The organism is Parashewanella curva, from assembly GCF_003675895.1.
GTDB lineage: Bacteria > Pseudomonadota > Gammaproteobacteria > Enterobacterales > Shewanellaceae > Parashewanella > Parashewanella curva.
Window position 1 is genome coordinate 1 of record NZ_ML014816.1, and the last position, 22,242, is coordinate 22,242.

At 39.4% G+C, this 22,242-nt stretch carries 19 protein-coding genes and 1 riboswitch; of the genes, 10 read left to right on the top strand and 9 right to left on the bottom strand.

What is annotated here, in order from left to right:
- Positions 1-73: 73 nt before the first annotated feature.
- From D5018_RS16815 to D5018_RS16830, 4 genes are all read right to left on the bottom strand, one after another.
- Positions 74-526, bottom strand: coding sequence for a hypothetical protein (locus D5018_RS16815; protein ID WP_133309322.1), 453 nt, complete (start codon positions 524-526; stop codon positions 74-76).
- A gap of 53 nt (positions 527-579) precedes the next feature.
- A complete protein-coding gene (locus tag D5018_RS16820) occupies positions 580-1,047 on the bottom strand; it encodes a hypothetical protein (RefSeq protein WP_121840153.1) in 468 nt (155 codons plus the stop codon).
- Between the two features lie 71 nt (positions 1,048-1,118).
- Positions 1,119-1,586: a hypothetical protein gene (locus tag D5018_RS16825; RefSeq protein ID WP_121840154.1), complete on the bottom strand. Its 468-nt coding sequence runs from the start codon at positions 1,584-1,586 to the stop codon at positions 1,119-1,121.
- Positions 1,587-1,607: 21 nt separating this feature from the next.
- A complete protein-coding gene (locus tag D5018_RS16830; protein ID WP_121840155.1) occupies positions 1,608-2,114 on the bottom strand; it encodes a hypothetical protein in 507 nt (168 codons plus the stop codon).
- A 264-nt stretch (positions 2,115-2,378) separates the two neighbouring features.
- Here D5018_RS16830 and asnB point away from each other — a divergent pair, with 264 nt between their 5' ends.
- From asnB to D5018_RS16855, 4 genes are all read left to right on the top strand, one after another.
- Entirely contained in the window at positions 2,379-4,052 is a 1,674-nt protein-coding gene (gene asnB / locus D5018_RS16835) for an asparagine synthase B (RefSeq protein WP_121840156.1), read from the top strand.
- A gap of 149 nt (positions 4,053-4,201) precedes the next feature.
- Positions 4,202-5,218: a protein-tyrosine phosphatase family protein gene (locus tag D5018_RS16845; RefSeq protein WP_133309323.1), complete on the top strand. Its 1,017-nt coding sequence runs from the start codon at positions 4,202-4,204 to the stop codon at positions 5,216-5,218.
- Between the two features lie 58 nt (positions 5,219-5,276).
- Positions 5,277-6,611 (top strand): exodeoxyribonuclease VII large subunit, encoded by a 1,335-nt coding sequence (xseA, locus tag D5018_RS16850; protein WP_243637459.1) that lies wholly within the window; start codon positions 5,277-5,279, stop codon positions 6,609-6,611.
- A 631-nt stretch (positions 6,612-7,242) separates the two neighbouring features.
- Positions 7,243-7,497 carry a hypothetical protein gene (locus D5018_RS16855; protein ID WP_121840160.1) on the top strand — a complete coding sequence of 85 codons (255 nt, stop codon included), beginning with the start codon at positions 7,243-7,245 and terminating at the stop codon, positions 7,495-7,497.
- Positions 7,498-7,693: 196 nt separating this feature from the next.
- Here D5018_RS16855 and D5018_RS16860 read toward each other — a convergent pair whose 3' ends face one another.
- Positions 7,694-9,154 carry an NAD-dependent succinate-semialdehyde dehydrogenase gene (locus tag D5018_RS16860; protein WP_121840161.1) on the bottom strand — a complete coding sequence of 487 codons (1,461 nt, stop codon included), beginning with the start codon at positions 9,152-9,154 and terminating at the stop codon, positions 7,694-7,696.
- 131 nt (positions 9,155-9,285) lie between these two features.
- Between D5018_RS16860 and D5018_RS16865 the strand changes: the two genes are divergently transcribed.
- The 4 genes from D5018_RS16865 to D5018_RS16880 all read left to right on the top strand — a co-directional run bounded on the left by D5018_RS16865 (position 9,286) and on the right by D5018_RS16880 (position 15,226).
- A complete protein-coding gene (locus D5018_RS16865; RefSeq protein ID WP_121840162.1) occupies positions 9,286-9,912 on the top strand; it encodes a hypothetical protein in 627 nt (208 codons plus the stop codon).
- A 48-nt stretch (positions 9,913-9,960) separates the two neighbouring features.
- Positions 9,961-10,161: riboswitch (cobalamin riboswitch) on the top strand.
- Between the two features lie 94 nt (positions 10,162-10,255).
- Positions 10,256-12,235: a TonB-dependent receptor gene (locus D5018_RS16870; protein ID WP_121840163.1), complete on the top strand. Its 1,980-nt coding sequence runs from the start codon at positions 10,256-10,258 to the stop codon at positions 12,233-12,235.
- A 203-nt stretch (positions 12,236-12,438) separates the two neighbouring features.
- Complete coding sequence (locus tag D5018_RS16875; RefSeq protein ID WP_121840164.1) at positions 12,439-13,167, top strand: HDOD domain-containing protein; 729 nt, start codon at positions 12,439-12,441, stop codon at positions 13,165-13,167.
- A 181-nt stretch (positions 13,168-13,348) separates the two neighbouring features.
- Positions 13,349-15,226 carry a hypothetical protein gene (locus D5018_RS16880; protein WP_121840165.1) on the top strand — a complete coding sequence of 626 codons (1,878 nt, stop codon included), beginning with the start codon at positions 13,349-13,351 and terminating at the stop codon, positions 15,224-15,226.
- A 117-nt stretch (positions 15,227-15,343) separates the two neighbouring features.
- Here D5018_RS16880 and rpiA read toward each other — a convergent pair whose 3' ends face one another.
- Positions 15,344-16,003 (bottom strand): ribose-5-phosphate isomerase RpiA, encoded by a 660-nt coding sequence (gene rpiA / locus D5018_RS16885; RefSeq protein ID WP_121840166.1) that lies wholly within the window; start codon positions 16,001-16,003, stop codon positions 15,344-15,346.
- A gap of 149 nt (positions 16,004-16,152) precedes the next feature.
- Between rpiA and D5018_RS16890 the strand changes: the two genes are divergently transcribed.
- Together D5018_RS16890 and D5018_RS16895 are read left to right on the top strand one after the other, a co-directional pair.
- Entirely contained in the window at positions 16,153-17,055 is a 903-nt protein-coding gene (locus D5018_RS16890) for a DUF808 domain-containing protein (protein ID WP_121840167.1), read from the top strand.
- Between the two features lies 1 nt (position 17,056).
- Positions 17,057-17,446: a GFA family protein gene (locus tag D5018_RS16895; protein WP_121840168.1), complete on the top strand. Its 390-nt coding sequence runs from the start codon at positions 17,057-17,059 to the stop codon at positions 17,444-17,446.
- Here the strand turns inward: D5018_RS16895 and D5018_RS16900 are convergent.
- From D5018_RS16900 to D5018_RS16910, 3 genes are all read right to left on the bottom strand, one after another.
- Positions 17,443-18,033, bottom strand: coding sequence for a hypothetical protein (locus tag D5018_RS16900; protein ID WP_133309324.1), 591 nt, complete (start codon positions 18,031-18,033; stop codon positions 17,443-17,445). The two genes, D5018_RS16895 and D5018_RS16900, sit on opposite strands and share 4 nt — an antisense overlap.
- 80 nt (positions 18,034-18,113) lie before the next feature.
- Positions 18,114-19,589 (bottom strand): protein adenylyltransferase SelO, encoded by a 1,476-nt coding sequence (locus tag D5018_RS16905; protein WP_121840170.1) that lies wholly within the window; start codon positions 19,587-19,589, stop codon positions 18,114-18,116.
- A gap of 105 nt (positions 19,590-19,694) precedes the next feature.
- Positions 19,695-21,110, bottom strand: a complete 1,416-nt coding sequence (locus D5018_RS16910) for a lactonase family protein (protein ID WP_121840171.1) — start codon at positions 21,108-21,110, stop codon at positions 19,695-19,697.
- Positions 21,111-22,242 lie beyond the last annotated feature (1,132 nt).

The following is a 22,242-nucleotide window of genomic DNA, read 5'->3' on the forward strand; positions in this document are numbered from 1 at the left end:
TTAATCGGTAAACGTGATGTGAATTTCTTTGAAGTTCCATATACAGGATAATATAGACTGGGAACCGCCCAGTCTACACTATCCAGCACGGGGGCAAGCCCCCGAGATTTTCGCTCCGCTCGTTAAAATAAGTACTTGAATGATTAAGCGTTACTGAAAAAGGATGCTTAGTACTCAGAAGCTTATCAAATACTGTTTGAATAAATGGTATGGGGTAGCCTGATGCTTTCCAATGCCTACCTACACAAGTAACACCAAGAAAACCATCTGTTGAATCTATCTTTAGATACAAAGGTAATTGAGTGCCATTCTTACATGGTTTCTGAGCAGAAAATAGAATGAAACAATTTTGATGATCTGCACTGCAAACAAAACTGAGCCCGCCTTTAGGTTGACTCGTAGATGTTGAATGGGCCGTTATAGCGGTTGCGGAAGTAGTAACGTTCCAATCGCCAAAACGCTCACCAACACTATTTGCCATGGCTGGAGACATGACCATTAACAGAGTTAGAATTAATCCTTTCATACTCTTTTCTCTCTATATGTAAAATGGAGTATCGAAATAACAGCCCCTAACATTCAAGAACTAAAGTTGTTTTGATGCCCTTCAAGGACATTGACTGCTTTACCTAAACCTTTAAGGCTAAAATCGTTACTTGCTCCATCCGAAAATCTGATATTCAGAACAGATGCTGCATCTTTAAGAGCATCAAAAACCATAGCCATATCCAGTTGAGAGTACGACGCACTCAACTGGTTATTATTACACTTCATCAACAGAGGAAAATAATTGTCATCAGCTAAAAGTGCGACTTCATTGACTCCATCTGTCTTGCATTCACTAGGCTCAGTAATGGAAATAGAACAGCTTTTACCGTTCACACCGCACGTGAAGATAAGAGATCTTTTCGGCTGATTAGTCGACTGAGATGAAGCAGTCACAGTTTGACTTGAACTCACTACCATCCAATCACCATATTTACTATTTGCAGCATTAGCCATTAATGGGAAAATGACCACTAATACACTTAGAAAGATATTTTTCATTCGTCACACACCCTAATACACCAGATACTTCGCAGTTAATTTGAAAATAAGAAAAAGCGAAACGTTCATCTTTAAAAACTAAAATTACTTTGCTGTCCGTCAATAATATTCAAAGCTGTACTTAAGCCATTAATGCTGTAATTACTAATGATCCCGTAGCCAAAATTTGCAGTAAGAGATGATTTCGCTTCTTTTAGCGCACCAAAAACCTCCCCGTTATATAGCTGTGATGCATCAGCCTTCCAGCCATTACCAGTGCATGTTGTTGAAATGCCAAAATAGTGCTTGTCTACCGTTAGCGCGACTTCGTTAACCGCACCTTCATTACAACCGTAGGGATCAGTAAAGGCGAGCACACAATTTTTATGATCAACACCACATTGAAGAACAATAAAACGGCTATCATGATTCGTCGAGCTTGTAAGTGCTGTGTTTAATTGATCCGATTGAGTGACTAACCAATCACCATATTGATGAACAGGCTCATCAGCAAGAACAGGTGAGGACATAAACACTAAGACAAATAATAATTTTTTCATAAGATTACCTACCCTCTATTCTTAACGAGCAATAGAATTGAAGTTATTCTGCTTCATACCAGAAGGAAGCAGTTTCATGATCACTTGTGTACCACCCTTTAAGCTGAAATCCATTTTTCCTCTTGGTCTTCTCAGCCAAAAACGCACGTCTTGCTTAGGTTCACGAAATGCCTGCTCTACAGAGGTGAAAATAGATTGTACGACTTTGAAGTCGTTTGGATTATCGGTATCCCAGTGGAATTGGTCTTGAACGCACTTCTGTTTTATTTTTACTTTTTGAGGGAAACCATCAATATAAGTAAGGTTATAATTCGCATCATTCTTGCAACTCGTACCCTTAACGTTTAGCCAGACTGCACATTCTTGACGAACCTGACTGCATCCTAATCTTAATTGATTATTTGAGTTTAACTTGTCTGGCGTGGTGGCATAAATCCAGTCACCTTGCACATTGGTATTCCAATCATAATACGTCGATGCCATAGCTGATGTAGCAAATAACGCAGACACTAGAATCAAAGCCTTCATAATATGCCCTCTAAGTTACGTTTCGGCTTCCTGAATACTATTCCTAAAGCGGCTTATCGATAAATGATAAAAAATAAAAACACGAATTTCTTCAGTTTTCATTCAACTTCCCTTCTTAGCATTATGGCGAATTGACCAGAAGATTAAACGCATATAAGGCACTTACCCTTTGTTTAAATTACAATAATTATTCACTTTATCTTGGAATCTATCTCAGAGTATGCGAATTTAGGACAATGTATTACGAATAAGGGACAGGGAATTATGTGTTCGATTTTTGGCATTCTTAATATTTCTACTGATTCAGAAAAGTTAAGAGAAAAAGCAATAGAATTATCCAGTTTAATGAGACACAGAGGGCCAGACTGGTCTGGCGTCTGGTCAAATGATAATGCGGTTCTAGCTCATGAGCGTTTAGCGATTGTCGGCTTAGAAAATGGTGCTCAACCGCTTTTTAATCAAAATCTAACCAATATCTTGGCGGTTAATGGCGAAATTTATAATCACCAGACATTGCAAGAGCAACTTACCCCAGATTACCCTTACCAAACGCGTTCAGACTGTGAAGTCATTTTGGCTTTATACGAGCAAGAAGGTAATGGCTTTATAGACAAGCTTGAGGGGATGTTTGCATTTTTACTATACAACACAGAAACAAACAGCTTCTTAATTGCCCGTGATCATATTGGCATCATTCCGCTGTATTACGGTTACGATGTAGAGGGGCAAATTTATGTAGCCTCCGAAATGAAAGCACTTGTTCCTGCTTGCACATCTATAAAAGAGTTTCCCCCAGGTCACTATTGGGATTCCACCGAAGGTGAAATTAAACCTTATTACCAAAGAGACTGGGAGCACTTCGACGCAGTCAAAGATAATAGCGGCAACTCAAAAGACATCCACGATGCATTAAGTCATTCAGTAAAAACACACATGATGTCCGATGTACCTTATGGTGTTTTGTTGTCAGGGGGCTTGGACTCATCTGTTATTTCAGCAATTGCTCAAAAGTTTTCACAAAAACGTGTTGAAGATAACGACAATAGTAAAGCATGGTGGCCACAGTTACACTCGTTTGCCGTCGGTTTAGAAGGCGCTCCCGATCTTAAAGCGGCACGCTTAGTGGCTGATCACATTGGCACCATTCACCATGAAATGCATTACACAGTGCAAGAAGGCATTGATGCTGTCCGCAAAGTGATTTATCACCTTGAAACCTATGATGTCACCACCATTAGAGCTTCCACACCTATGTATCTTATGGCTAGAAAAATTAAAGCCATGGGCATTAAAATGGTTCTATCTGGTGAAGGCGCTGATGAAATTTTTGGTGGTTATTTGTATTTTCACAAAGCACCAAACGCCAAAGAGTTTCATGAGGAAACCATAAGAAAAATAAAACGGCTTCATATGTTTGACTGCGCCAGAGCCAACAAAGCCATGTCAGCATGGGGGGTTGAGGCGCGTGTACCATTCCTAGATAAAACCTTTATGGATGTCGCCATGTCTATAAATCCTGAACTGAAAATGTGTGGTAATGGCAAGGCTGAGAAGCACATTCTTCGTGAAGCCTTTGAAGGTTATTTACCCAACGAAGTTTTATGGCGACAAAAAGAACAATTCTCAGATGGAGTGGGCTACAGCTGGATTGATTCATTGGTTGAAACCGCAGAAAAAGCGATTAGTGATCAAATGATGGCAAGCGCAGAGCACCGCTTCCCTCACAATACACCTGAAACGAAAGAAGCCTATTATTATCGCTCGATTTTTGAAGAGCTATTCCCACTAGAGACAGCAATTAAGTGTGTGCCGGGCGGTAAATCTGTAGCTTGCTCAACACCAGAAGCGATTGCATGGGATGAAGCCTTTGCGGCTAATGCGGATCCATCTGGAAGAGCCATGTTTGATGTTCATAATGATGGTTATGAAGAAAAATAGCCTCCGCTTTATTTGAATGTGCGCTTACCTAAGCGCACATTACTTTTACCTCCCTTCATTACCTCTACAAAAACACATAGTTAACAGTATTTATACAGCCAAACTTATGTATTCTTAATTTAAAACCCAAAATCAAACTGAGGCTGTTAATGGCTGCGCCTAACGCAATACCAGCAAAAAAGCAGGTAACCTTCGCTCCCCTTCCGCCAAAGCCAAAACCACGACAAGGCATAAAGGTAAGTGAAAAATCATGGTATGAAGTCATGAAGTCCTCCAGTTCATCATTTTTGCTCAGTTTTTTTAAAGTAACGACTGACTCCCTGTCTAGCCCTGCTGATAATGATGAAGGCACGCTCTATAGCAGAGAAATTCCTGCATGGAGACGTTGCACGCAACCCGTTTGGGAGATGGATCCTAATGGGTTTAACTTAGATAGATTAGCCATTGTTGAACAGAACGAACAAACGAATAACCTTCTCGTAAGAAGTAATATTCCACTGGATGAAAATGGGGAGTTTGTCTATCAGCAAATTCTCAATAAATTAAATGCTGAATTGAAGTTAACAGGTGAGAATAAGTTAACAGAGTACAACACTCACTTCACAGTGCGTACTCTTCTCAACCGATTGGGAGAATGTACAGAGTGGGAGCAAATGAAAATTGCCTGTGAAAAATACCAAGAGCGATATGGAACATCCATTTCTTTTGAGCCTGCTCCAGTTTTAGGTTGTATAAGCAGCCCATTTCAGTGTTTACCTGAAAAAGTTCAGGGCTGGTATCAACGCGCTTTCCCTTATTACTCAACATGGACTCATTTACCGCATCAAATTGAAAAAGTATCACAGGCTCACCAACAACCTAGAGAAGATAGCAGAATACACATTCAACTCGTACACTGCATTCACGGTGCCGACCGAACTGGAATGTTCGTAGCCAATTATAAAATGTACCACGGAACACCGTTTCAAGAAGCTCGTATCGAAGCGCAAAAGTTTGCGAAAACCAAACCTGGTTATAATGACATCGATGTATATACCCACAATGGAATTAATCAATTTGTTGCTTACTTAAAGAGTGTTGGTAAAAGTGGGAATATTGGCAATACAGAATGGGATTATCGACATAAAAATGAAATGCCTCCAATTGACAAACGGAAAAAAGAATAAAGCATAACCCTAAAAAAACCAGTATGATTTATATCATGTTCCATAAATGAAGCGTGCTGTGACAACCACCAAAACAATTTTTACTGTTTCCCGCTTAAATGGCGAAGTAAGACGAATTTTAGAAGAAGAAATTGGCGAAGTTTGGCTGAGTGCCGAAATATCGAACTTTTCAGCGCCAAGTTCAGGGCATTGGTATCTCACGTTAAAAGATCATTTTTCACAGATCCGTTGTGCCATGTTTAAAGGCCGCAACCGTCATGTAAACTTTCGTCCAGCTAATGGTCAACAAGTCTTGGTCAAAGGCAACATCAGTGTTTACGAGCCTCGTGGCGACTATCAGCTCATCATCGAGTCCATGCAACCTGCGGGTGATGGTTTATTATCACAGCAATTTGAAGCCTTAAAAATGCAGCTTGCTGAAGACGGTCTATTTGCCGCCGATTGCAAACAACCTCTACCAAATAACATTCAACGAATTGGCGTGATCACTTCTCCGACAGGCGCTGCCATTCGAGATGTATTGCATGTACTCAACCGTCGTGATCCATCATTAGAAGTCATTATTTATCCAGCCCAAGTTCAAGGTGAGCAAGCCCCACTTCAAATTCGTCATGCCATTGAGACAGCCAATGAACGTCAAGAAGTCGATGTAATATTGCTTACTCGTGGTGGCGGTTCATTGGAAGATTTATGGTGCTTCAATGATGAACTATTAGCGCATACGATTTTCAACTCTGAACTGCCAATTGTCAGTGCTGTAGGACATGAAGTTGATACTACCATCAGTGATTATGTTGCCGACGTTCGAGCGCCCACCCCTTCAGCGGGTGCAGAACTACTGTCCAATGACACTGAAAATAAGCAGCAACATTTGCAACAACTACATCAGCGTTTGATCCAATCGATTCATCATTTGCAACTAGCTCATTCTCGACGCTTAGAGCAATTAGCTCATCGCTTGCAACGTCACGAACCTGAGCATCAACTTCAGCAATGGCAACAGCGCTTTGATGAAATGCAATTACGCTTAACGGCGTTAATGCAAAAGAGACTAGATAATACCAAGTTACAGCACCAGAATTTATCTGCTCGACTCCATCAACAATCGCCAGGGCATCGAATTAAGATTGCACAAGAAAAGCTTGGCCACTTGAACAATCAAATGCTAAACGCTGTTTCTTATAAAATGCAGCAGATGGAATCAAGGTTTGAACAAACCAGTCATCAACTAGAAATGGTTAGTCCTTTAGCTACACTAACACGTGGTTATAGTATTACGACCAACGCAGACAAAGAGGTAATCTCAAGCTCAGCCCAAGTAAAACTAGGTGACAGTATCCATACACAATTAAATGATGGTGAAGTTATTTCCGTTGTATCTAAAATTTCCTAGCTAAAAGAATTACCTATTAAAAAGAGTAGGTAACTCTGGCTAACTCATTTACATAACAAGTAATGATTAAACTTTGTTTATCTTATTGAAAGCTGTCGTCTCACAAATAGAATCATAGGCCAAATTTAATCTCGGGGATATTATATGGCTACAGCTGACGCTCTCCTCCCTATTCCCATTCGGTCTCGTTTTAGCAATGACTGCCTATACTCGTAATACCTGAAGATGCAGGATTTCAGCGAGAATTAATTGCCATTTAGGCCAGATACTTATCCGTAGGAATAGTTATTCTATTTCAAGGTTAAGTAACGCAGTATAAATGGCAATTAAACTCGCACAACGTGGGCTTTTCAGCGTTGATTCTTCTTTGTTGTGAAAGCTTAAATTAGCCCGCTAGTTCTGCACTTTCACGCCTCGAATAATGCAACGCTGAATAAGCCCTGAAAGTTGCATCTTCAAGTATCACGAGTATATATCCAAACGAAAATTGGGAAATCCAAAATGCCCGTCAACTTACAGACCTTAATAAAAATTTTACCTCCATCTACCACCGCTTTATCAACTGGGTTTTGGGTAGAAAAAAGCCGACCTTGCTATTGCCTATTTTCATTTGTGCCATGCCGAAAACGGAATGGATACACGCCCACATCTGGCTAAATTAAAAGATTGCGTTAAACCCAATGTGGTTATCGATTATGAAGTGATTCAAAAACGCGTTGCTGAGCACGATGGTAGAATAATCAAATATCATGTGGAAGCGAATATAGGTATTACTATCCCGAGCCTGCCAAATAGAACCTATTATTTATATCAATCTCCGTTTATATGGGCTCCTATTAGTGCTAACTCGACAGAAGCCATCCCTGAAGTAGATGTTCCTGGGTAACATGTACAACTAGAGCGTTCAAGAGCTGTCAATAGAGCGCCAACAGCTATATCCCCCTCCTCAAGCAGAAACCATGAGCAAAACCATATCATCACAGTAGAATGGTCAAACTTTATGCTCAATCAACAAAGTGCTCTAGAGTGCGCTCCCAATTAAGCTACAGCTTAAGTCATCGATGACTCAAGCCTTTCAGTTGCTAAACCTTCATATTAATGTATTTCGTTTCAAGATATTCTTCTAAGCCTTGGTGACCACCTTCTCGACCTAATCCAGAAGACTTAACGCCTCCAAAAGGCGCCACTTCATTGGAAATAATCCCTGTATTCACACCAACAATTCCGTACTCTAATGCTTCAGCAACTAACCACACTTTAGATAAGTCTTTTGCATAAAAGTATGCGGCAAGGCCATACTCTGTATCATTGGCTTTTCTGATCACATCATCCGTATCAGAAAATGAAAACAGTGGCGCAACAGGGCCAAATGTTTCTTCTTTTGCAATCCTCATCAAATCATTCATATTGGTAAGTACTGTCGGCTCAAAAAAGTGACCTTTTTGCGCATTTGCTACTAACGTCGTTTTACCACCAGCGAGTAATCTTGCACCTTTTTCCAAAGCATCATCGACATGTTGCTGTACTTTCTTTACCGCTTGGTGGTTGATAAGAGGGCCAATGTCAGTGCCATCCTCATCACCTCTACCCACTTTTAATTGAGTAACAGCAGCAGCAAATTTACCAGAAAATTGATGATAGATGGACTCATGGACATAAATGCGATTAGCACAGACACAAGTCTGCCCAGCATTTCTAAATTTACTTTGAATGGCTCCTTCTACGGCAGCGTCAATATCTGCATCTTCAAACACTATAAAGGGAGCATTTCCACCAAGCTCCAGTGACAGCTTTTTGATTGTCGGAGCGCATTGAGCCATTAATATACGGCCCACTTGCGTAGAACCAGTGAAGGAAAGTTTTCTAACTACAGGGCTTTCACATAAAGTCTTACCAATCGCTTTAGCGTCACCAGTTATTACATTTAATACCCCGGCAGGAATGCCAGCTTGATCTGCAAGTTCAGCTAAGGCTAATGCGGTTAAAGGCGTATCAGGCGCTGGTTTTACGATCATGCTACAACCAGCGGCTAACGCAGCAGCTGCCTTACGAGTGATCATTGCAGCAGGAAAATTCCATGGTGTAATGGCAGCAGTTACTCCAACAGCTTGCTTCATCACCACAATGCGATTTTCTGAACTTGGAGAAGCAATCAGTTCACCTGAAACCCGTTTTGCTTCTTCTGCGTACCACTGAATAAAAGAAGCTGCATAAGTAATTTCACCATGAGCTTCTTTAATAGGTTTGCCTTGTTCTAAGGTCAGTAATTCAGCTAAAGGATCTTTATTTGCCAAAATTAACTCAAACCAACTTAACAACTGTTGGCTACGCTCATGGCCAGATTGTTGCTGCCATAGCTTTTGAGCTTTCTCAGAAGAACTAATGGCCATTTGTGTTTCTTCTTCCCCCATATTCGGCACTGTCGCAATAGGACCGCCATCACAGGGATTACTAATAACCATTTCAGAACCATTTTTTGCATCTAGCCAATGCCCATGAATATAACATTGCTGTTTTAACAACCCAGACTCATTTTGCTCCATCATTCACCCTCGATTTATGTACCAACTGTAATATTTTAATAATTTTTTAACATTAAACTCTTTTTAGCTCGACAAATCTTGGTTAGTATATCGTCAAGTTATAGTTAAAACTCAACATTAGAGGTCAGAGGATGAAAGGGTTGTTCAAAAATTACAATAAAAATATCACCAACATTATCGCAACTTTTCTTTTCTTTGTGACGCTATCCCCTGCTCTAGCCTTTGCTGAGACTTCTGTTACTTTAGATATCTTTTCTCAGAAGCTAAATTTTAATTTGCCTCAAAAATGGAAGAAAGTTCATAAAGAAAGTCTAAGTACCATGTTTTCTGCCGAGTATATACCTGAACACCAGCACTTAAATGAATGGGAAGAACTGATTTGTGTTCAAGGTTTTCACAATGTTTCACAGGATGTTAAACCAGAAAAATTCTTAGACAGCTTGGCGCAAACCTATCAAGAACATTGCCAAGGTGAGGTGATTTTCCAACCTATGGGTGAAGTGAGCCATAGTGGCTATAGTGGTAGTCACGCTATTTTAGGCTGTACTCGTATGCCAAATACCCACACAATTACCACTGGAAAAATGCAAACATTCGTATCCAAACCTAAAGGAGAGATTGGTTACTTCACTGTACTTATGGCTGAAAATGACACTCTAATTTTACTGCATAAATCTCAACGTGGAAAAGTATTCAGTAGCAAACAACCACCATTATCCATCCAAAACTATCAAGCTTTTGTTGATAGCTTATTTTGACACCAACCAGACTTCTAGACATCCAGACTGACTTTCTTTAGAATCGCTGTCCTTGTCAGCCTTTCGTGGTGCCCTCAGTCCATATATTCGGTGAGGGATAATCGGGAAATCGGTGCATGCTCAGCATAAATCCGATACTGCCCCCGCAACGGTGATGGTGAAGCTTTTTACACAACAAGTAATTACGCTGCGTTGACAATATGTCAACAAATCCTCAGTCCGGAGACCGGCCCGAATTGGTGATTTCGATGATTTCGGTGGGCAGATCTCGAAATGCGGCCGTTTTCTGTGCTTCGAAAATTCGCGACTTCCTGCCTCATTTTCTTAACTTTGGAACGCGAAAATGAGAACAACTCAGACTCTAATTGGTAAAACCATCGCCAGTGCATTAACAGCTACCAGCTTATTAGTGCCTCAAGCCATTTCAGCTCAAACTGATAAAATTGAAATCGATAAACCTCTCGATATTTTTGTGGTGATTGGTCGCCGCTTAAACCATGAGTTAGATATTGCCAGCAACATTAACACCATTGATCAACAAGACATCATCGCCAGCGGAGCAAAAGACCTCGCCGATCTGCTTCGTGGACAAGCCGGTATTCAAATTTCAGACTCAAACTCTGGCCCGACCTTTTCAATACGCGGATTCACTGGCAAACAAGCTGTTAACAATACTCTCATTTTGGTAGATGGCAGACGATTAAATAATATTGATATTTCATCGGCAGATGTTAGCAGCATCGGCTTAAACCAAATCCTGCGTATTGAAGTATTATCAGGCAGTGCAGGCGTACTTTATGGTGACCAAGCTGTCGGCGGTGTTATCAACATTATCACTAAATCACCACAAACATCTCAAGGAAACGTGCAGTTATTAGTAGGTAGTTGGGATCACAAACGTGCCAACGCGAGCGTCAGTGGTGCGATTTCAGATACTTGGAGTTACTACTTAAACGGACAATATAATAAGAATGACAATTACCGTGAGCATAATGCCAGCAAAACAGGCAATGCCCTAGGCCGATTAGAATACAAAGATAATTCATCACGATTTTTCGTTGAAGCCAATCATTCAGATAATCACCGCTTATATGCAGGCTCACTTACTGAAGCACAATATAAAGAAAATCCTCGTCAAGCTAACTCTGGTTCGTTAAAAGATCATAGCCATACCATTACTAATGTCGCTAGAACAGGTTGGAGACAAGAGCTTAACAGTATTTGGCAAGCGGATATCGAGCTGACTCATAGTGATTCAGATAGTAAAGGTTTTCAGTTTGGCTCGAACAGAAAAGATCGCACACTCACTAGCCTGTATTCAAAATTTATCGCCGATTACCCAACTCAACAAGGAAATATAAATTGGATAATTGGTAGCGATATTACTATCGGAAAGGCAAGCTTTTCATCTGGCTTTCTTAATCGTTCAAATACCCAAACCACTGCCGCGCTTTACACACAAGCTATCATCCCTCTCAATCAATCGATAAGCTATACCGTTGGCGGTCGCTATGCTTCAGCTAAAGACGAGTTAACAGATAAAAATATCTATCCAACGGGGACTGACTTAAGTGAGAATGCTACGGCATTTGAACTAGCGCTTAACTATCAACTGAATAAAATTAACCGCTTATATTTACGAGCAGAGACTAACTTCCGTTTTGCCAAGGTAGATGAACAAGCATATACCTCACCTAATGTACACGGATTAAAACCTCAAACGGGTAAATCATTTGAAGCAGGTTGGAGTTTCACCCCTCTGAATCACACCATCAAACTTAACCTATTCCGTTTAGAATTAACCGATGAAATCGTCTTTGACCCTAGAGCTCAAAAGCCAAAAGGTGGAACCTTTAATGGTGCTAATGTTAACGCCGATGCTTCTCGTCGTAACGGAATGAGTATTAATTGGAATTGGCAACTGAATGACAACATCACTCTTGGTGCTGAATACAATTATATCGATGCAGTGTTCACTGAAGGCAAAAATACCGGCAAGCACCTTTCTTGGGTAGCTAAACACAATGCTCGTGTTAACAGCCAGATCGATTTTACTAACAACCTGCAATTGTCACTATCTGCAAACTATATTGGTAGTCGCTATTTAGAAGGGGATAACGCCAATTTAGGTAATAAAATTCCTGATTATGTACTTGTAAATACAGCATTAAACTATCAGCTTGAAGATTGGCGAGTAACCTTGAGTGCTGAAAACCTAGCCGATAAATCTTACATTAGTTCTGGCTTTTTCAGCAAATTTGGCAGCGGGTTTTATATCGGTAATGGCCGTAATATCAACCTAAGCATCAATTATCAGTTTTAAGCTTTAATACTAAGTCAATGCCAGCTATGCAATTAGTTGGCATTATTTTGATGAAATTATCGACACCCGCAGCTTAATTTTGACAAAAGTAGAAGTTTTGTCAAAACAACTCCTTTATACTGTCATAGCATTAAATTTATAGATACGGCTAATCCAGTTGCGGCTCCCTGCTCGCTGTTTCTGAAAGCATTATGGACAGTAGTATGACAGACATTGAGCAAATCATTTTTTCTCAGATAAAATCAATTATCGCTAACGAAGAGCTATTAATTGGCCGTCGTGGTGTATTGATTCCGCTAAAAAAAGCCATTATTGCAGATGGTGATATTCAAAATATTATTGATCTTGTCGTCAGCGATCCATCACTATCAGCCCATATCTTGTGGCGTACCCAAATGTCGCACCAAGAAGCTTCTATACAAAGTAAACCAAAAACCATTAAAGAAGCCCTGATCCGATTAGGTCAGGTCAACATTTATCGATACGCGTTTTCATTTTACTTAAAAGAATTGTTTGATGAGTTATCTCAACCTTATAAAAAATTAGTAAAAGGCTATTGGACGCTAACCGAAAGCATTGCTGAAGATGCCATTTTCTTACTGCATGAAATGCATGAAACAGATATTGATAATGATGAGCTTCAAACATTATGCCTCTTCAGTGTTTTTGGGCAAATCGTTGCACTCACCGCTTTTGCTCGTTTAGAGCAGGACTTAAAAAAGTCCATTCCCTTATCGCTAGTAAAAAGCATTATTGATGAGCATCAGCAATCACTGACTATTGAAGCTTTTAAAACTTTAGGTTTGGATGAGGAATTACAAAAAGAGTTCATGATCGCTCACAATCTACTCGACGCTAAGCAAATTGAATCATCAGGATTAATTTTACGCCGTGTTCTAAGCCAAAAAAAGCTACTGTTAAACCCTCTTTAGTTTTTGGCCCAATCTATTTTATTGAGTGATCTTTCGGTCACTCATGCTCTCGTTTTTCCTTTGCTTGCTTTCTTGCGGATTAAATCAATACAAACAATAAATTAAATAGCTTTCATAGATAATGACTTATTGGCATATATAGACTTAATTTATATTCCAATGCATTCAAAAATAGTTGTCTATGGCCTCTCCTACAGTTGACACTCAAAGTCCTTTTGCTTTAGAAGAAACTACAAAATCACAAGAAATAGATTCGCATAATAGCAAAACGACTTCTAACTCAGATCTAGTATTCGAATACCTGAGGCCACTATTAGATGAATTAGGTAGATCACGCTATGAACTCACCTCTAAGAAAGCCGAATTTGAACGTCTAGTCAAAGAGTATAAGTGCGAACCCTTGCTACACAAATTCAGTCATTGCCTCTTTTCTGTTGAACAAGGGGAGGCTGTATTTACCAAAAAACAACAACAAAGGTTACTCGTTCAACTCATTATTTTAACTTCAAAAGCAAGCAATGAACAAGAACTAAAAAGAGCTATACATCAGGTTAATGAAAATGCCTTACTATGGCGTTCGCCTTTTTCAGCCTCTATGCAGCAGCTTCGTTTAGACATCTTACCTCAGTGGGCGATTTTTTATTTAAGACAAAACCCAAAAAATTTGCCCACTCCAGGAAACATCAAAATACTCGTTCGAGCCAGTTATGACATATTGGGGCTCCCTTCGAAAAATGAGCAAAGTCAGAGAACTGATGATGACGAGGTAATGCCAAAGGCTACATTTAGTTTGCTCCGCCAAAATCACGATAGCTTTGTAACAGCAGAACAAATTGATGAGTTTTGCACATTGACCAAGTTAGCATTAAATAACAAAGCGACTCTTTATCAAATTAAACAACAAAGCCGACAATTTATTGAAAATATATTTAGTGAAAGCAGAGCCCCAAAAATGACTGGTGTGGCTATAAAGGAACAACTGTATTGTAATGATACCATTACAATACAGTGGGTTAACCATATCGATTTTGAGAGCTTACTCAGTGATAACGCGCTGTATACTTGTGAAGATTTACAATCATTATTATTCCAATACGTTACGACTCTAGCTCAAAACGTTTCCGTTGTTCAGCAGGTCTTTTTTCCAGAATCACATCAGATAAGCTCTCAATACAAAGAAAGTCTTACTGAGCAACTACTCACTGAGATTGATGAATCAACAACTGTCGAGCAATTAGAGTCAATAACTGAATCGTTCAGTCATTCTCTGAAATCACTCCGAAACAAAAGCCAACTTTTGATGTTAATTGAGCAAAAAAAAGTGGAAATCACTAATACTCGAGAAGACGCACCCCCATTGCTGATTCCTCAATTATTGGTACCGAACAAGTGCACGTTGCTTAGCCAAGCTCAATTGCTTCAATTGCGAAAGGTTCTTCAAGAGTGTAGAGATATCGGCGTACTTGCAACTTATATCAATAAATTACTCACCAGCCATAAAGTAAACACTGATGATGAACTGTATAGACTCATTGAAATAGCAATATTTCAATTGCAGGTACTTACTTTTGAAAAAGCGGAAAATGACACTCTTTCAGTCGAAGATATTCCTGTTCTAAATCTCGACTTAGAAGTGTCAAATACTTTGTTTTTATTGTTTGAGGCAGTTTATAGAAAGGCTATTGATCAATGTGATAGTTTCTCCGAGCTATCGATTTCTCACCATTGCCATCAACTGGCGGCTAGTGATAAAAGTGCTCCTAATTTTTGGAGTCAAAAAATAATCTGTTTAATAAATGAGAGGCTAATCTCTCCAAAAGCGATGAGTATACTACCTATTCTTCACGCCCAGTCTCGTCAGTGGTTCATTGAAACAACAGTTCCAGAACTTGAACTTTTAACTAAATTCAATGATAAAACATTGAAAACATATCTTAAGGAATTTCTTTCATCTGGAGTGCATCATAAAGCCAGCAAAGTTAGCCTTGACGAAGATTATGAGATTGTAGGTAATGATATTGAGAATGAAGATGTATCTCAAAACAAATTCTTCTATTAGAACCATAAAGAAATGAGTTTGATGGAAACTTCAAGCTTCTAAAAAATAGATTAGAGTAACGACTATCAGCCGTTGAAAATAACAACAGCTGACAGCTTACAAAGGTTATGCGACTATTTAATTCTTAACTGTCTTAACCCCATCTGGTGAACCAACCAACAACACATCAGCACCACGGTGAGCAAACAATCCATTAGTAACCACACCTACAATACTATTGATTTGTTCTTCGAGCTTTTTTGGTTCCATGATTTTTAGGTTATACACATCTAAAATCACATTGCCGTTATCGGTAATAACGCCTTCACGATAAACTGGATCACCACCTAACTTTACTAGCTCGCGAGCTACGTATGAACGAGCCATAGGGATCACTTCAACTGGAAGTGGGAATTCACCTAAAATATCGACTTCTTTGGTGTTATCAACGATACACACAAACTTATCGGCAACGGCAGCGACAATTTTTTCACGAGTTAAGGCTGCACCACCACCTTTGATCATATCCATATGACCATTAATTTCATCGGCTCCATCAACATAAACAGAGAGATTATCAACACTGTTTAAATCAAATACAGGAATACCCAAAGCTTTCATTTTTTCAGTTGAGGCTTCTGAGCTTGATACTGCTCCTTCAATGTCAGCTTTAATCGTCGCCAACGCATCAATAAAATGGTTTACGGTAGAACCAGTACCAACACCCACAATTGAATCTTTTTCAACATACTCTAAAGCAGCCCAACCCGCTGCTTTTTTCATTTCATCTTGGGTCATAATCATCACTCTTAACCATTGGATTTTGCGACATATTATACGCCTATCCTTACAAAAAAGTGTCGGTAATTTAACAAAATTTGAGTTTGATAAAATGAAACTGAGTCAGTAGGATAGCCTCAACAAAGCACTGTAATTAAGGACAACTAATGGCTGGAGCAAGCCTACTAACTCTACTTGATGACATAGCAACGATTTTAGATGATGTTTCAGTAATGAGTAAAATGGCGGCAAAGAAAACCGCAGGTGTATTGGGTGACGATTTAGCGTTAAATGCAGAGCAAGTATCGGGTGTTGCTTCTGAGCGTGAACTCCCTGTCATTTGGGCTGTTGCCAAAGGTTCCTTAAAAAATAAGTGCATTTTAGTTCCCGCAGCCCTGCTTATTAGCGCTTTTGTACCTTGGCTTATCATGCCATTATTACTTTGTGGCGGCCTTTTTTTATGTTTCGAAGGCATTGAAAGCACACACCACAAACTCACGTCAAAAAAGTCTACGACTCAAGATTCAAGTGAGCCCGAATTTGAAACTGATGAAGAGCGTAAAGCATTTGAAACTAAAAAAGTAAAAGGTGCGATTAGAACAGACTTCGTACTTTCAGCCGAAATTATAGCTATCACTCTAGGTGTTGTTGCTCAAGAAAGCTTGGTCACTCAAGCTTCCACCCTTTCCATTATCGCTTTACTGATGACAATTGGTGTCTATGGTTTCGTAGCGTTAATTGTTCGAATGGATGATGGCGGTGCCTATTTGCTACAAAGACATAGCCAAGGAAAATTAGGAAAGAGTGCAAAGTACATGGGGTTAGCACTACTGAATACTGCGCCTAAGCTAATGAAAGTCTTAACCATTATTGGCACTCTAGCCATGTTTCTGGTCGGTGGCGGCATTGTTGACCATAGCTTGCATATTTTGACTTATTTAAATCTCACCGACTTTGACTGGTTTATCTTGCCACATCTGTTGCAATTAGTGATTGGTGTTGTAGCTGGACTTATTACTGTTGCTGTTGTTACTTTATTTTCAAAAATCAAAAAACAAATTTGGAGTTGATATGATTAAAGGCTCTTGCCTGTGTGGCAATATAACATATACCACCAACAGTCCGCTTGGTGATGGCGAAATTTGCCATTGTGTTCAATGTCGAAAATCTACGGGCTATGCTCTAGCTTCAACCTCAGTCCCACTAAAATCAGTATCAATAAAAGGTGATGAATTTTTAAGTTGGTATCATTCATCGGAAAAAGCTAGACGCGGGTTTTGCTCAAACTGCGGCTCAACACTGTTTTTTGATCCTATTGATAAAAACAAGCACGATTGGTTTAGTATCGCTTTAGGCAGCATTGATGGTGATACAGGTTGCACCATCAAGCTGCATATTTTCACCGCAGAAAAAGGCGATTATTACGAGATTCTTGATGGTGCAAGACAGAATGAATATTAATATAGAAACTTTCTTTCCGAAGACCTTTCGCTCTCAGATATTACTGGCTTTGGAGAGTAACGAATATGGAGGACAAACCACATACAATTATGAGCCTCTTCAACTTTAGTCTTTTTTGAAGAATCAGTACGAAACACTTTAGATAAAAGTGAAAAATCTGCTTTCCCTTTTTTCCATAGTTGGCTATTCATTAGTAAGCTATCATCAACCACATAATGTAAATGCTCACCTTCCAGCTCATATCGAGTATTGTGATCGATAAGTTTATGTCTATCTAGGTATTGCTCTTCAACATCTAATAACCTTTTGTAAAAATTTTTATCATTAAAACATTTAGCTATTTCTGAAGATAAGTCTTTTCGCCCGTCGTTAAATAGAGGGAAGCAAGGCATTAAACAATCATTTAGTTTATGCTGGGCTTTGCAAAACCAGCTCGGCTGTATAGCTACTGAAAAAGTACCATCAGAGCTTTTTTGAACTTTATAAAATCTCCCTGCTATTTTCAATTGTGGTAACGCCTTTTTCATCCCTAAGGAAGATAAGTTCATCATAATTTCATTACATACTGGAACAGAAAGAGAACTCATAACCACCTCGAAAATCTAATCTATTCTTTAGTGTTCCCATCTTCGCACAGCAAACTGAAAATCGGCTTACAATGCTTCAATCAAGTACCACAAAACGTCTGATAGTGCTCATCATATTTTGGATTAGGATGTTGATATAATTTATTCGCTTCAGAATCCACATATGGATTCTGCAACACCTCTAGCAAGTCTCGTAATGGTTTAAGATTTTCATGCTCTTCATACTCACCCAATACTTGTTCTACTTGGTGATTTCTAGGAATAACCACAGGATTTACTTGAGCCATAATTCTTTGAATATCTTGTAAGTTGCCGTTTGTGCTTTTGACTCTTTGCATCCAAGCGGTATAAACATCACCGAGTAGTTCATTAACCTTCTGCCTAGATTTTTCACAACTCAGCGAACGAGTAAGTAAGCTGAAAGTTTGAGTATAATCGAGCTTCTTTTGATACATGGTTAGTAGCACTTCATCAATGATATCTTTATCTTTATCTTTATCTTTATCTTTATCTTTATCTTTATCTTGTTCTTGAGCATCCTGTAAGCCAAACTTCTTCGCCATCATGACAAAATAAGCCTGTTCAAATTTAGGCTGGAATTGATTTAATGCTTGTTGCAGTGGTTCTAATCGAGAAACTTCACCATCTAAAACCAACAAGCTTTCAGCTAACTTAGCCATGTTCCAATGAGCGATTTTGGCTTGGTTACCAAACGCATAACGACCTCGACGATCAATTGAACTGTATACGGTTTCAGGATTGTAAACGCCCAACATTGCGCAAGGGCCAAAGTCGATGGTCTCTCCCGATATTGCAGTATTATCGGTATTCATCACTCCATGAATAAATCCAACTCTCAGCCATTCAACAATCAGCTTAATTTGTTTATTCATAATGGCTTCAAATAATGCACAAACCGAATCACTCTCATTTTGAAGAGCTTCTGGGTAATGACGACTTATTACATAATCACACAAGGCCTGAAGTGCAACCTTATCTTGCTGAGCAGCAATATATTGAAACGTTCCAATTCGTATGTGGCTACTAGCGATCCGAGTTACCACAGCACCTTTATGCACTTTCTGACGATAAACAGATTCGCCAGTTAATACCACAGACAAACAACGAGTGGTCGGCACACCAAGAGCATACATAGCTTCACTCATTAGATACTCACGTAAAGCAGGGCCTACGGCACATAGCCCATCACCACCACGAGAAAATCGTGTGACACCAGAGCCTTTTAGCTGAATGTCTTTTCTTTGGCCATCATGGTCTATTACCTCACCCAGTAAGTGCGCTCGTCCATCTCCCAATTGAGGGTTGTAATGACCAAATTGGTGACCCGCGTATGCAAGAGCAATCGGCTCTGAGCCTTTGGGAAGTTCGTTACCTGAAAAGCACTGCGCGCGCTTTGATTCCTGCAATTCAGACAATCCAAGCTGCTCAGCTAACGAATCATTCCATAAAAGTAATTTGGGCGCTCTCACCTGTTTAGGCTGTGCTTCAACAAAAAATGGTTCGCCTAATTGAAGGTAACTGTTATCGAATTGCATAATTTATTATTTTGGAAGCTTAACTAGAGTCTGTAATAATTCTAACTTATCGACATAAAAAAAGCCCCTGCAATGGCAGAGGCTCTATAAGCTTAGCTATGTGATTTACTCAATATCAAAACCCGTTAAACCTAAGAAGTTATATTTACCAGCACTATCCTCACCTCTCGCATTTTTCGTTTCCTGATAAATGTACTGGTCAAGGTACTCTAAACCATCATCTGTCACTTTAAAGCGATTAAGAGTGAAGGTTTGGAAAGCACCTAATACATAAACATGCTTGTTATCAGGCGACACCCACATTTCCTTGTTATCACCACCAGGCGTATCGGCGCTTCGCGCTTCGAATGCTAACTTCTTAGCAATACCACCTTCAGAGTTAATATCAAATGGTGTTATTACATTTGCACCAAAGCTCGAAAGATACAATCGTGAGCCATCTGGGCTTAACACCGTCCAACAAGCTTCATCATGTGAGTTTTCTGAGCCTGTATTTCCATTCTCCATCAAGGTTATTTCCGAACCATCATCTTTTAAAATGGTTAAACCATGGTCAAGAAACTCGTTCACTAAATTAAAGTTACTGGCATGAATAACGTCATTCGAATCTTTTGCGAAGTTGATACCAATAGTTCCTGCAATCCCTTCTTTTTCGAAATGACGCTTACCTGAAATAGTGCCATCTTCCGCATTAAAGTTATACACATAAACGCGGCTTGGACGCTGCTCAGTTAATGATGGACTATTTGTACTAAAGTGAGCAATGCCCCACGTAGCAACAGCTAGACGAGTGCCATCATCACTGAAGGTTACTGTAGTTGGACCACCATTTTGTCGATTGTAATTATCTAAAAAGATGTCATCAGAACGGACCAAAGCACCGTTAGATGAATCAAAGCTAAACAATACAATGCTTCTCAGTTCATCCGATGCATCTGCGGCCGTTAAATCTTGCGCAAAAAAAGCAGAATTGGGATATCTTTCAATATCATCACCCGACTTTTGAATATTAGGATTATTCCATTGGTTTCCTACAACTACCCAGTATTGATCTTCAGTTTCCGTATTTTTCGTATAGCCAATACTCACAGGACGCTGACCGCCAGAATCCACTCGTTGCATAAAGGTTAGGTCACCCGTTTTTCTATCCAGTTGAAAAACGGCTATCGCATTACCACCCGCACTGGTTGTTAATAAGTAATCCCCAATAATTTGAACTGCACCCTGCGAGTCAAAATCACCATGAGCATCACCACCAGCGTCGACATTTGCGCCACCTTTATCACCGGTATAATAGACTTTTTCATCCCCTAAAGTGCCGTCACTATAACGACTTAGTTGAATAACTTTATTAAGACCTTCGCCATTGGTAGTCGTATAAATAAAACCAACCAGTGATTTTTCTTCATGCTTATGACCATGATCATCATCGTCATCATGGTGACCACAACTTACGATAAAGGTTGAAAGGGTAAGGGCTAGCAAGCTCTTATAAAGCTTGGAAATGAACGAACGTTCCATGTTGATACTTCCTATTTGATACAGCTACAGCAATGAGCAATAACATTCACATTAATTAACAGTGGTCTTTAGGGGAGGGTTAGCAAAGAAAGTACTAGGCGCAATGACAAATCATAGCCATAGCTATGATGAGGAGTTGCAACGATGTAGTTACAAAGCTAACGCTTCATCTAAAGCATTGTTAATTGGTACGGATGGTATTAGGTATAGGAAAGAGTTATAGACTTGTCAAAAGTCTGTGCGGCCAAAATTAGTTAAACATAAATGATAAAATCTTTGACATGCATGATCGTATTCTCCGTCAAGAGCCTTAGAATCAATCATTCTAAGGTATGATCATGCCTACCAAAAATTAATCTCACATCAGGTATCCACGGACTTAAGTACCTGACCATAAATTTCTTAAGATTTCTTGTGCCCAGTTTCAGCACTCTACGTCGTTGCAATTTCGCTTACATAGCTACGGCTATGCGCCTTTCATTACGCCTTGTATAACACTAATACCAATTACAGTAATTAAATGCTCAACTCAGAGCTATGTATGCGCACAAAGTACAAACTAAATAGGTGAAGACATAGTTGTTCTACGTTAAGACAATTTTGTGTAGTAATTTTTGCGCATACAAGCTCCCGAAGGGCAAGGCTAAAGGCTTCCATTACTGTGTTGCATGTTCTCGAATTAACCCGTTAGTACTTCGAACATGCGCCTTGTACTGAAAGCCTTTAGCTCTTGCTGAGTGAGAGATTAATTACTGTAATTGGTATAAATCAGAACACTACAATTTTCAAAGAACTTACCCTCAGTTACTTAAGGAAGGATTGGATCAATTGAACCTGAATGGCAGCCTTAAAAATAAAGACATCGTCATAAAGATGTTAAAAAATTTAACATTTGGGTAAATTTAACATTCATAAACGGTATTTAACGCTGCTAAATTGAACTCACCAAAATTTATTTTCACTTTTAACTCAAGTTTCGGAGTTTAATCTCAATAAAAAAATCGCTTATCATGTTGATATTTAAAGAAAAGGTAAGGGTTTGCGTGTTATAATCTTGTTGCTTAGACAAAAACTAAAACACACAAACCCTTAGATAAATATTGACATGAAATCACTTCCGCTTCCATCACTT

Bases quoted from the DNA above. Each gene is read 5' to 3' on its own strand.
- rpiA (WP_121840166.1), bottom strand. From the start codon at position 16,003: ATGACCCAAGATGAAATGAAAAAAGCAGCGGGTTGGGCTGCTTTAGAG.
- asnB (WP_121840156.1), top strand. From the start codon at position 2,379: ATGTGTTCGATTTTTGGCATTCTTAATATTTCTACTGATTCAGAAAAG.
- D5018_RS16820 (WP_121840153.1), bottom strand. From the start codon at position 1,047: ATGAAAAATATCTTTCTAAGTGTATTAGTGGTCATTTTCCCATTAATG.
- D5018_RS16825 (WP_121840154.1), bottom strand. From the start codon at position 1,586: ATGAAAAAATTATTATTTGTCTTAGTGTTTATGTCCTCACCTGTTCTT.
- D5018_RS16870 (WP_121840163.1), top strand. From the start codon at position 10,256: ATGAGAACAACTCAGACTCTAATTGGTAAAACCATCGCCAGTGCATTA.
- D5018_RS16845 (WP_133309323.1), top strand. From the start codon at position 4,202: ATGGCTGCGCCTAACGCAATACCAGCAAAAAAGCAGGTAACCTTCGCT.
- D5018_RS16910 (WP_121840171.1), bottom strand. From the start codon at position 21,110: ATGGAACGTTCGTTCATTTCCAAGCTTTATAAGAGCTTGCTAGCCCTT.
- D5018_RS16890 (WP_121840167.1), top strand. From the start codon at position 16,153: ATGGCTGGAGCAAGCCTACTAACTCTACTTGATGACATAGCAACGATT.
- D5018_RS16865 (WP_121840162.1), top strand. From the start codon at position 9,286: ATGAAAGGGTTGTTCAAAAATTACAATAAAAATATCACCAACATTATC.
- D5018_RS16815 (WP_133309322.1), bottom strand. From the start codon at position 526: ATGAAAGGATTAATTCTAACTCTGTTAATGGTCATGTCTCCAGCCATG.
- D5018_RS16895 (WP_121840168.1), top strand. From the start codon at position 17,057: ATGATTAAAGGCTCTTGCCTGTGTGGCAATATAACATATACCACCAAC.
- D5018_RS16900 (WP_133309324.1), bottom strand. From the start codon at position 18,033: ATGAGTTCTCTTTCTGTTCCAGTATGTAATGAAATTATGATGAACTTA.
- D5018_RS16875 (WP_121840164.1), top strand. From the start codon at position 12,439: ATGACAGACATTGAGCAAATCATTTTTTCTCAGATAAAATCAATTATC.
- D5018_RS16880 (WP_121840165.1), top strand. From the start codon at position 13,349: ATGGCCTCTCCTACAGTTGACACTCAAAGTCCTTTTGCTTTAGAAGAA.
- D5018_RS16830 (WP_121840155.1), bottom strand. From the start codon at position 2,114: ATGAAGGCTTTGATTCTAGTGTCTGCGTTATTTGCTACATCAGCTATG.
- D5018_RS16860 (WP_121840161.1), bottom strand. From the start codon at position 9,154: ATGGAGCAAAATGAGTCTGGGTTGTTAAAACAGCAATGTTATATTCAT.
- D5018_RS16855 (WP_121840160.1), top strand. From the start codon at position 7,243: ATGGATACACGCCCACATCTGGCTAAATTAAAAGATTGCGTTAAACCC.
- D5018_RS16905 (WP_121840170.1), bottom strand. From the start codon at position 19,589: ATGCAATTCGATAACAGTTACCTTCAATTAGGCGAACCATTTTTTGTT.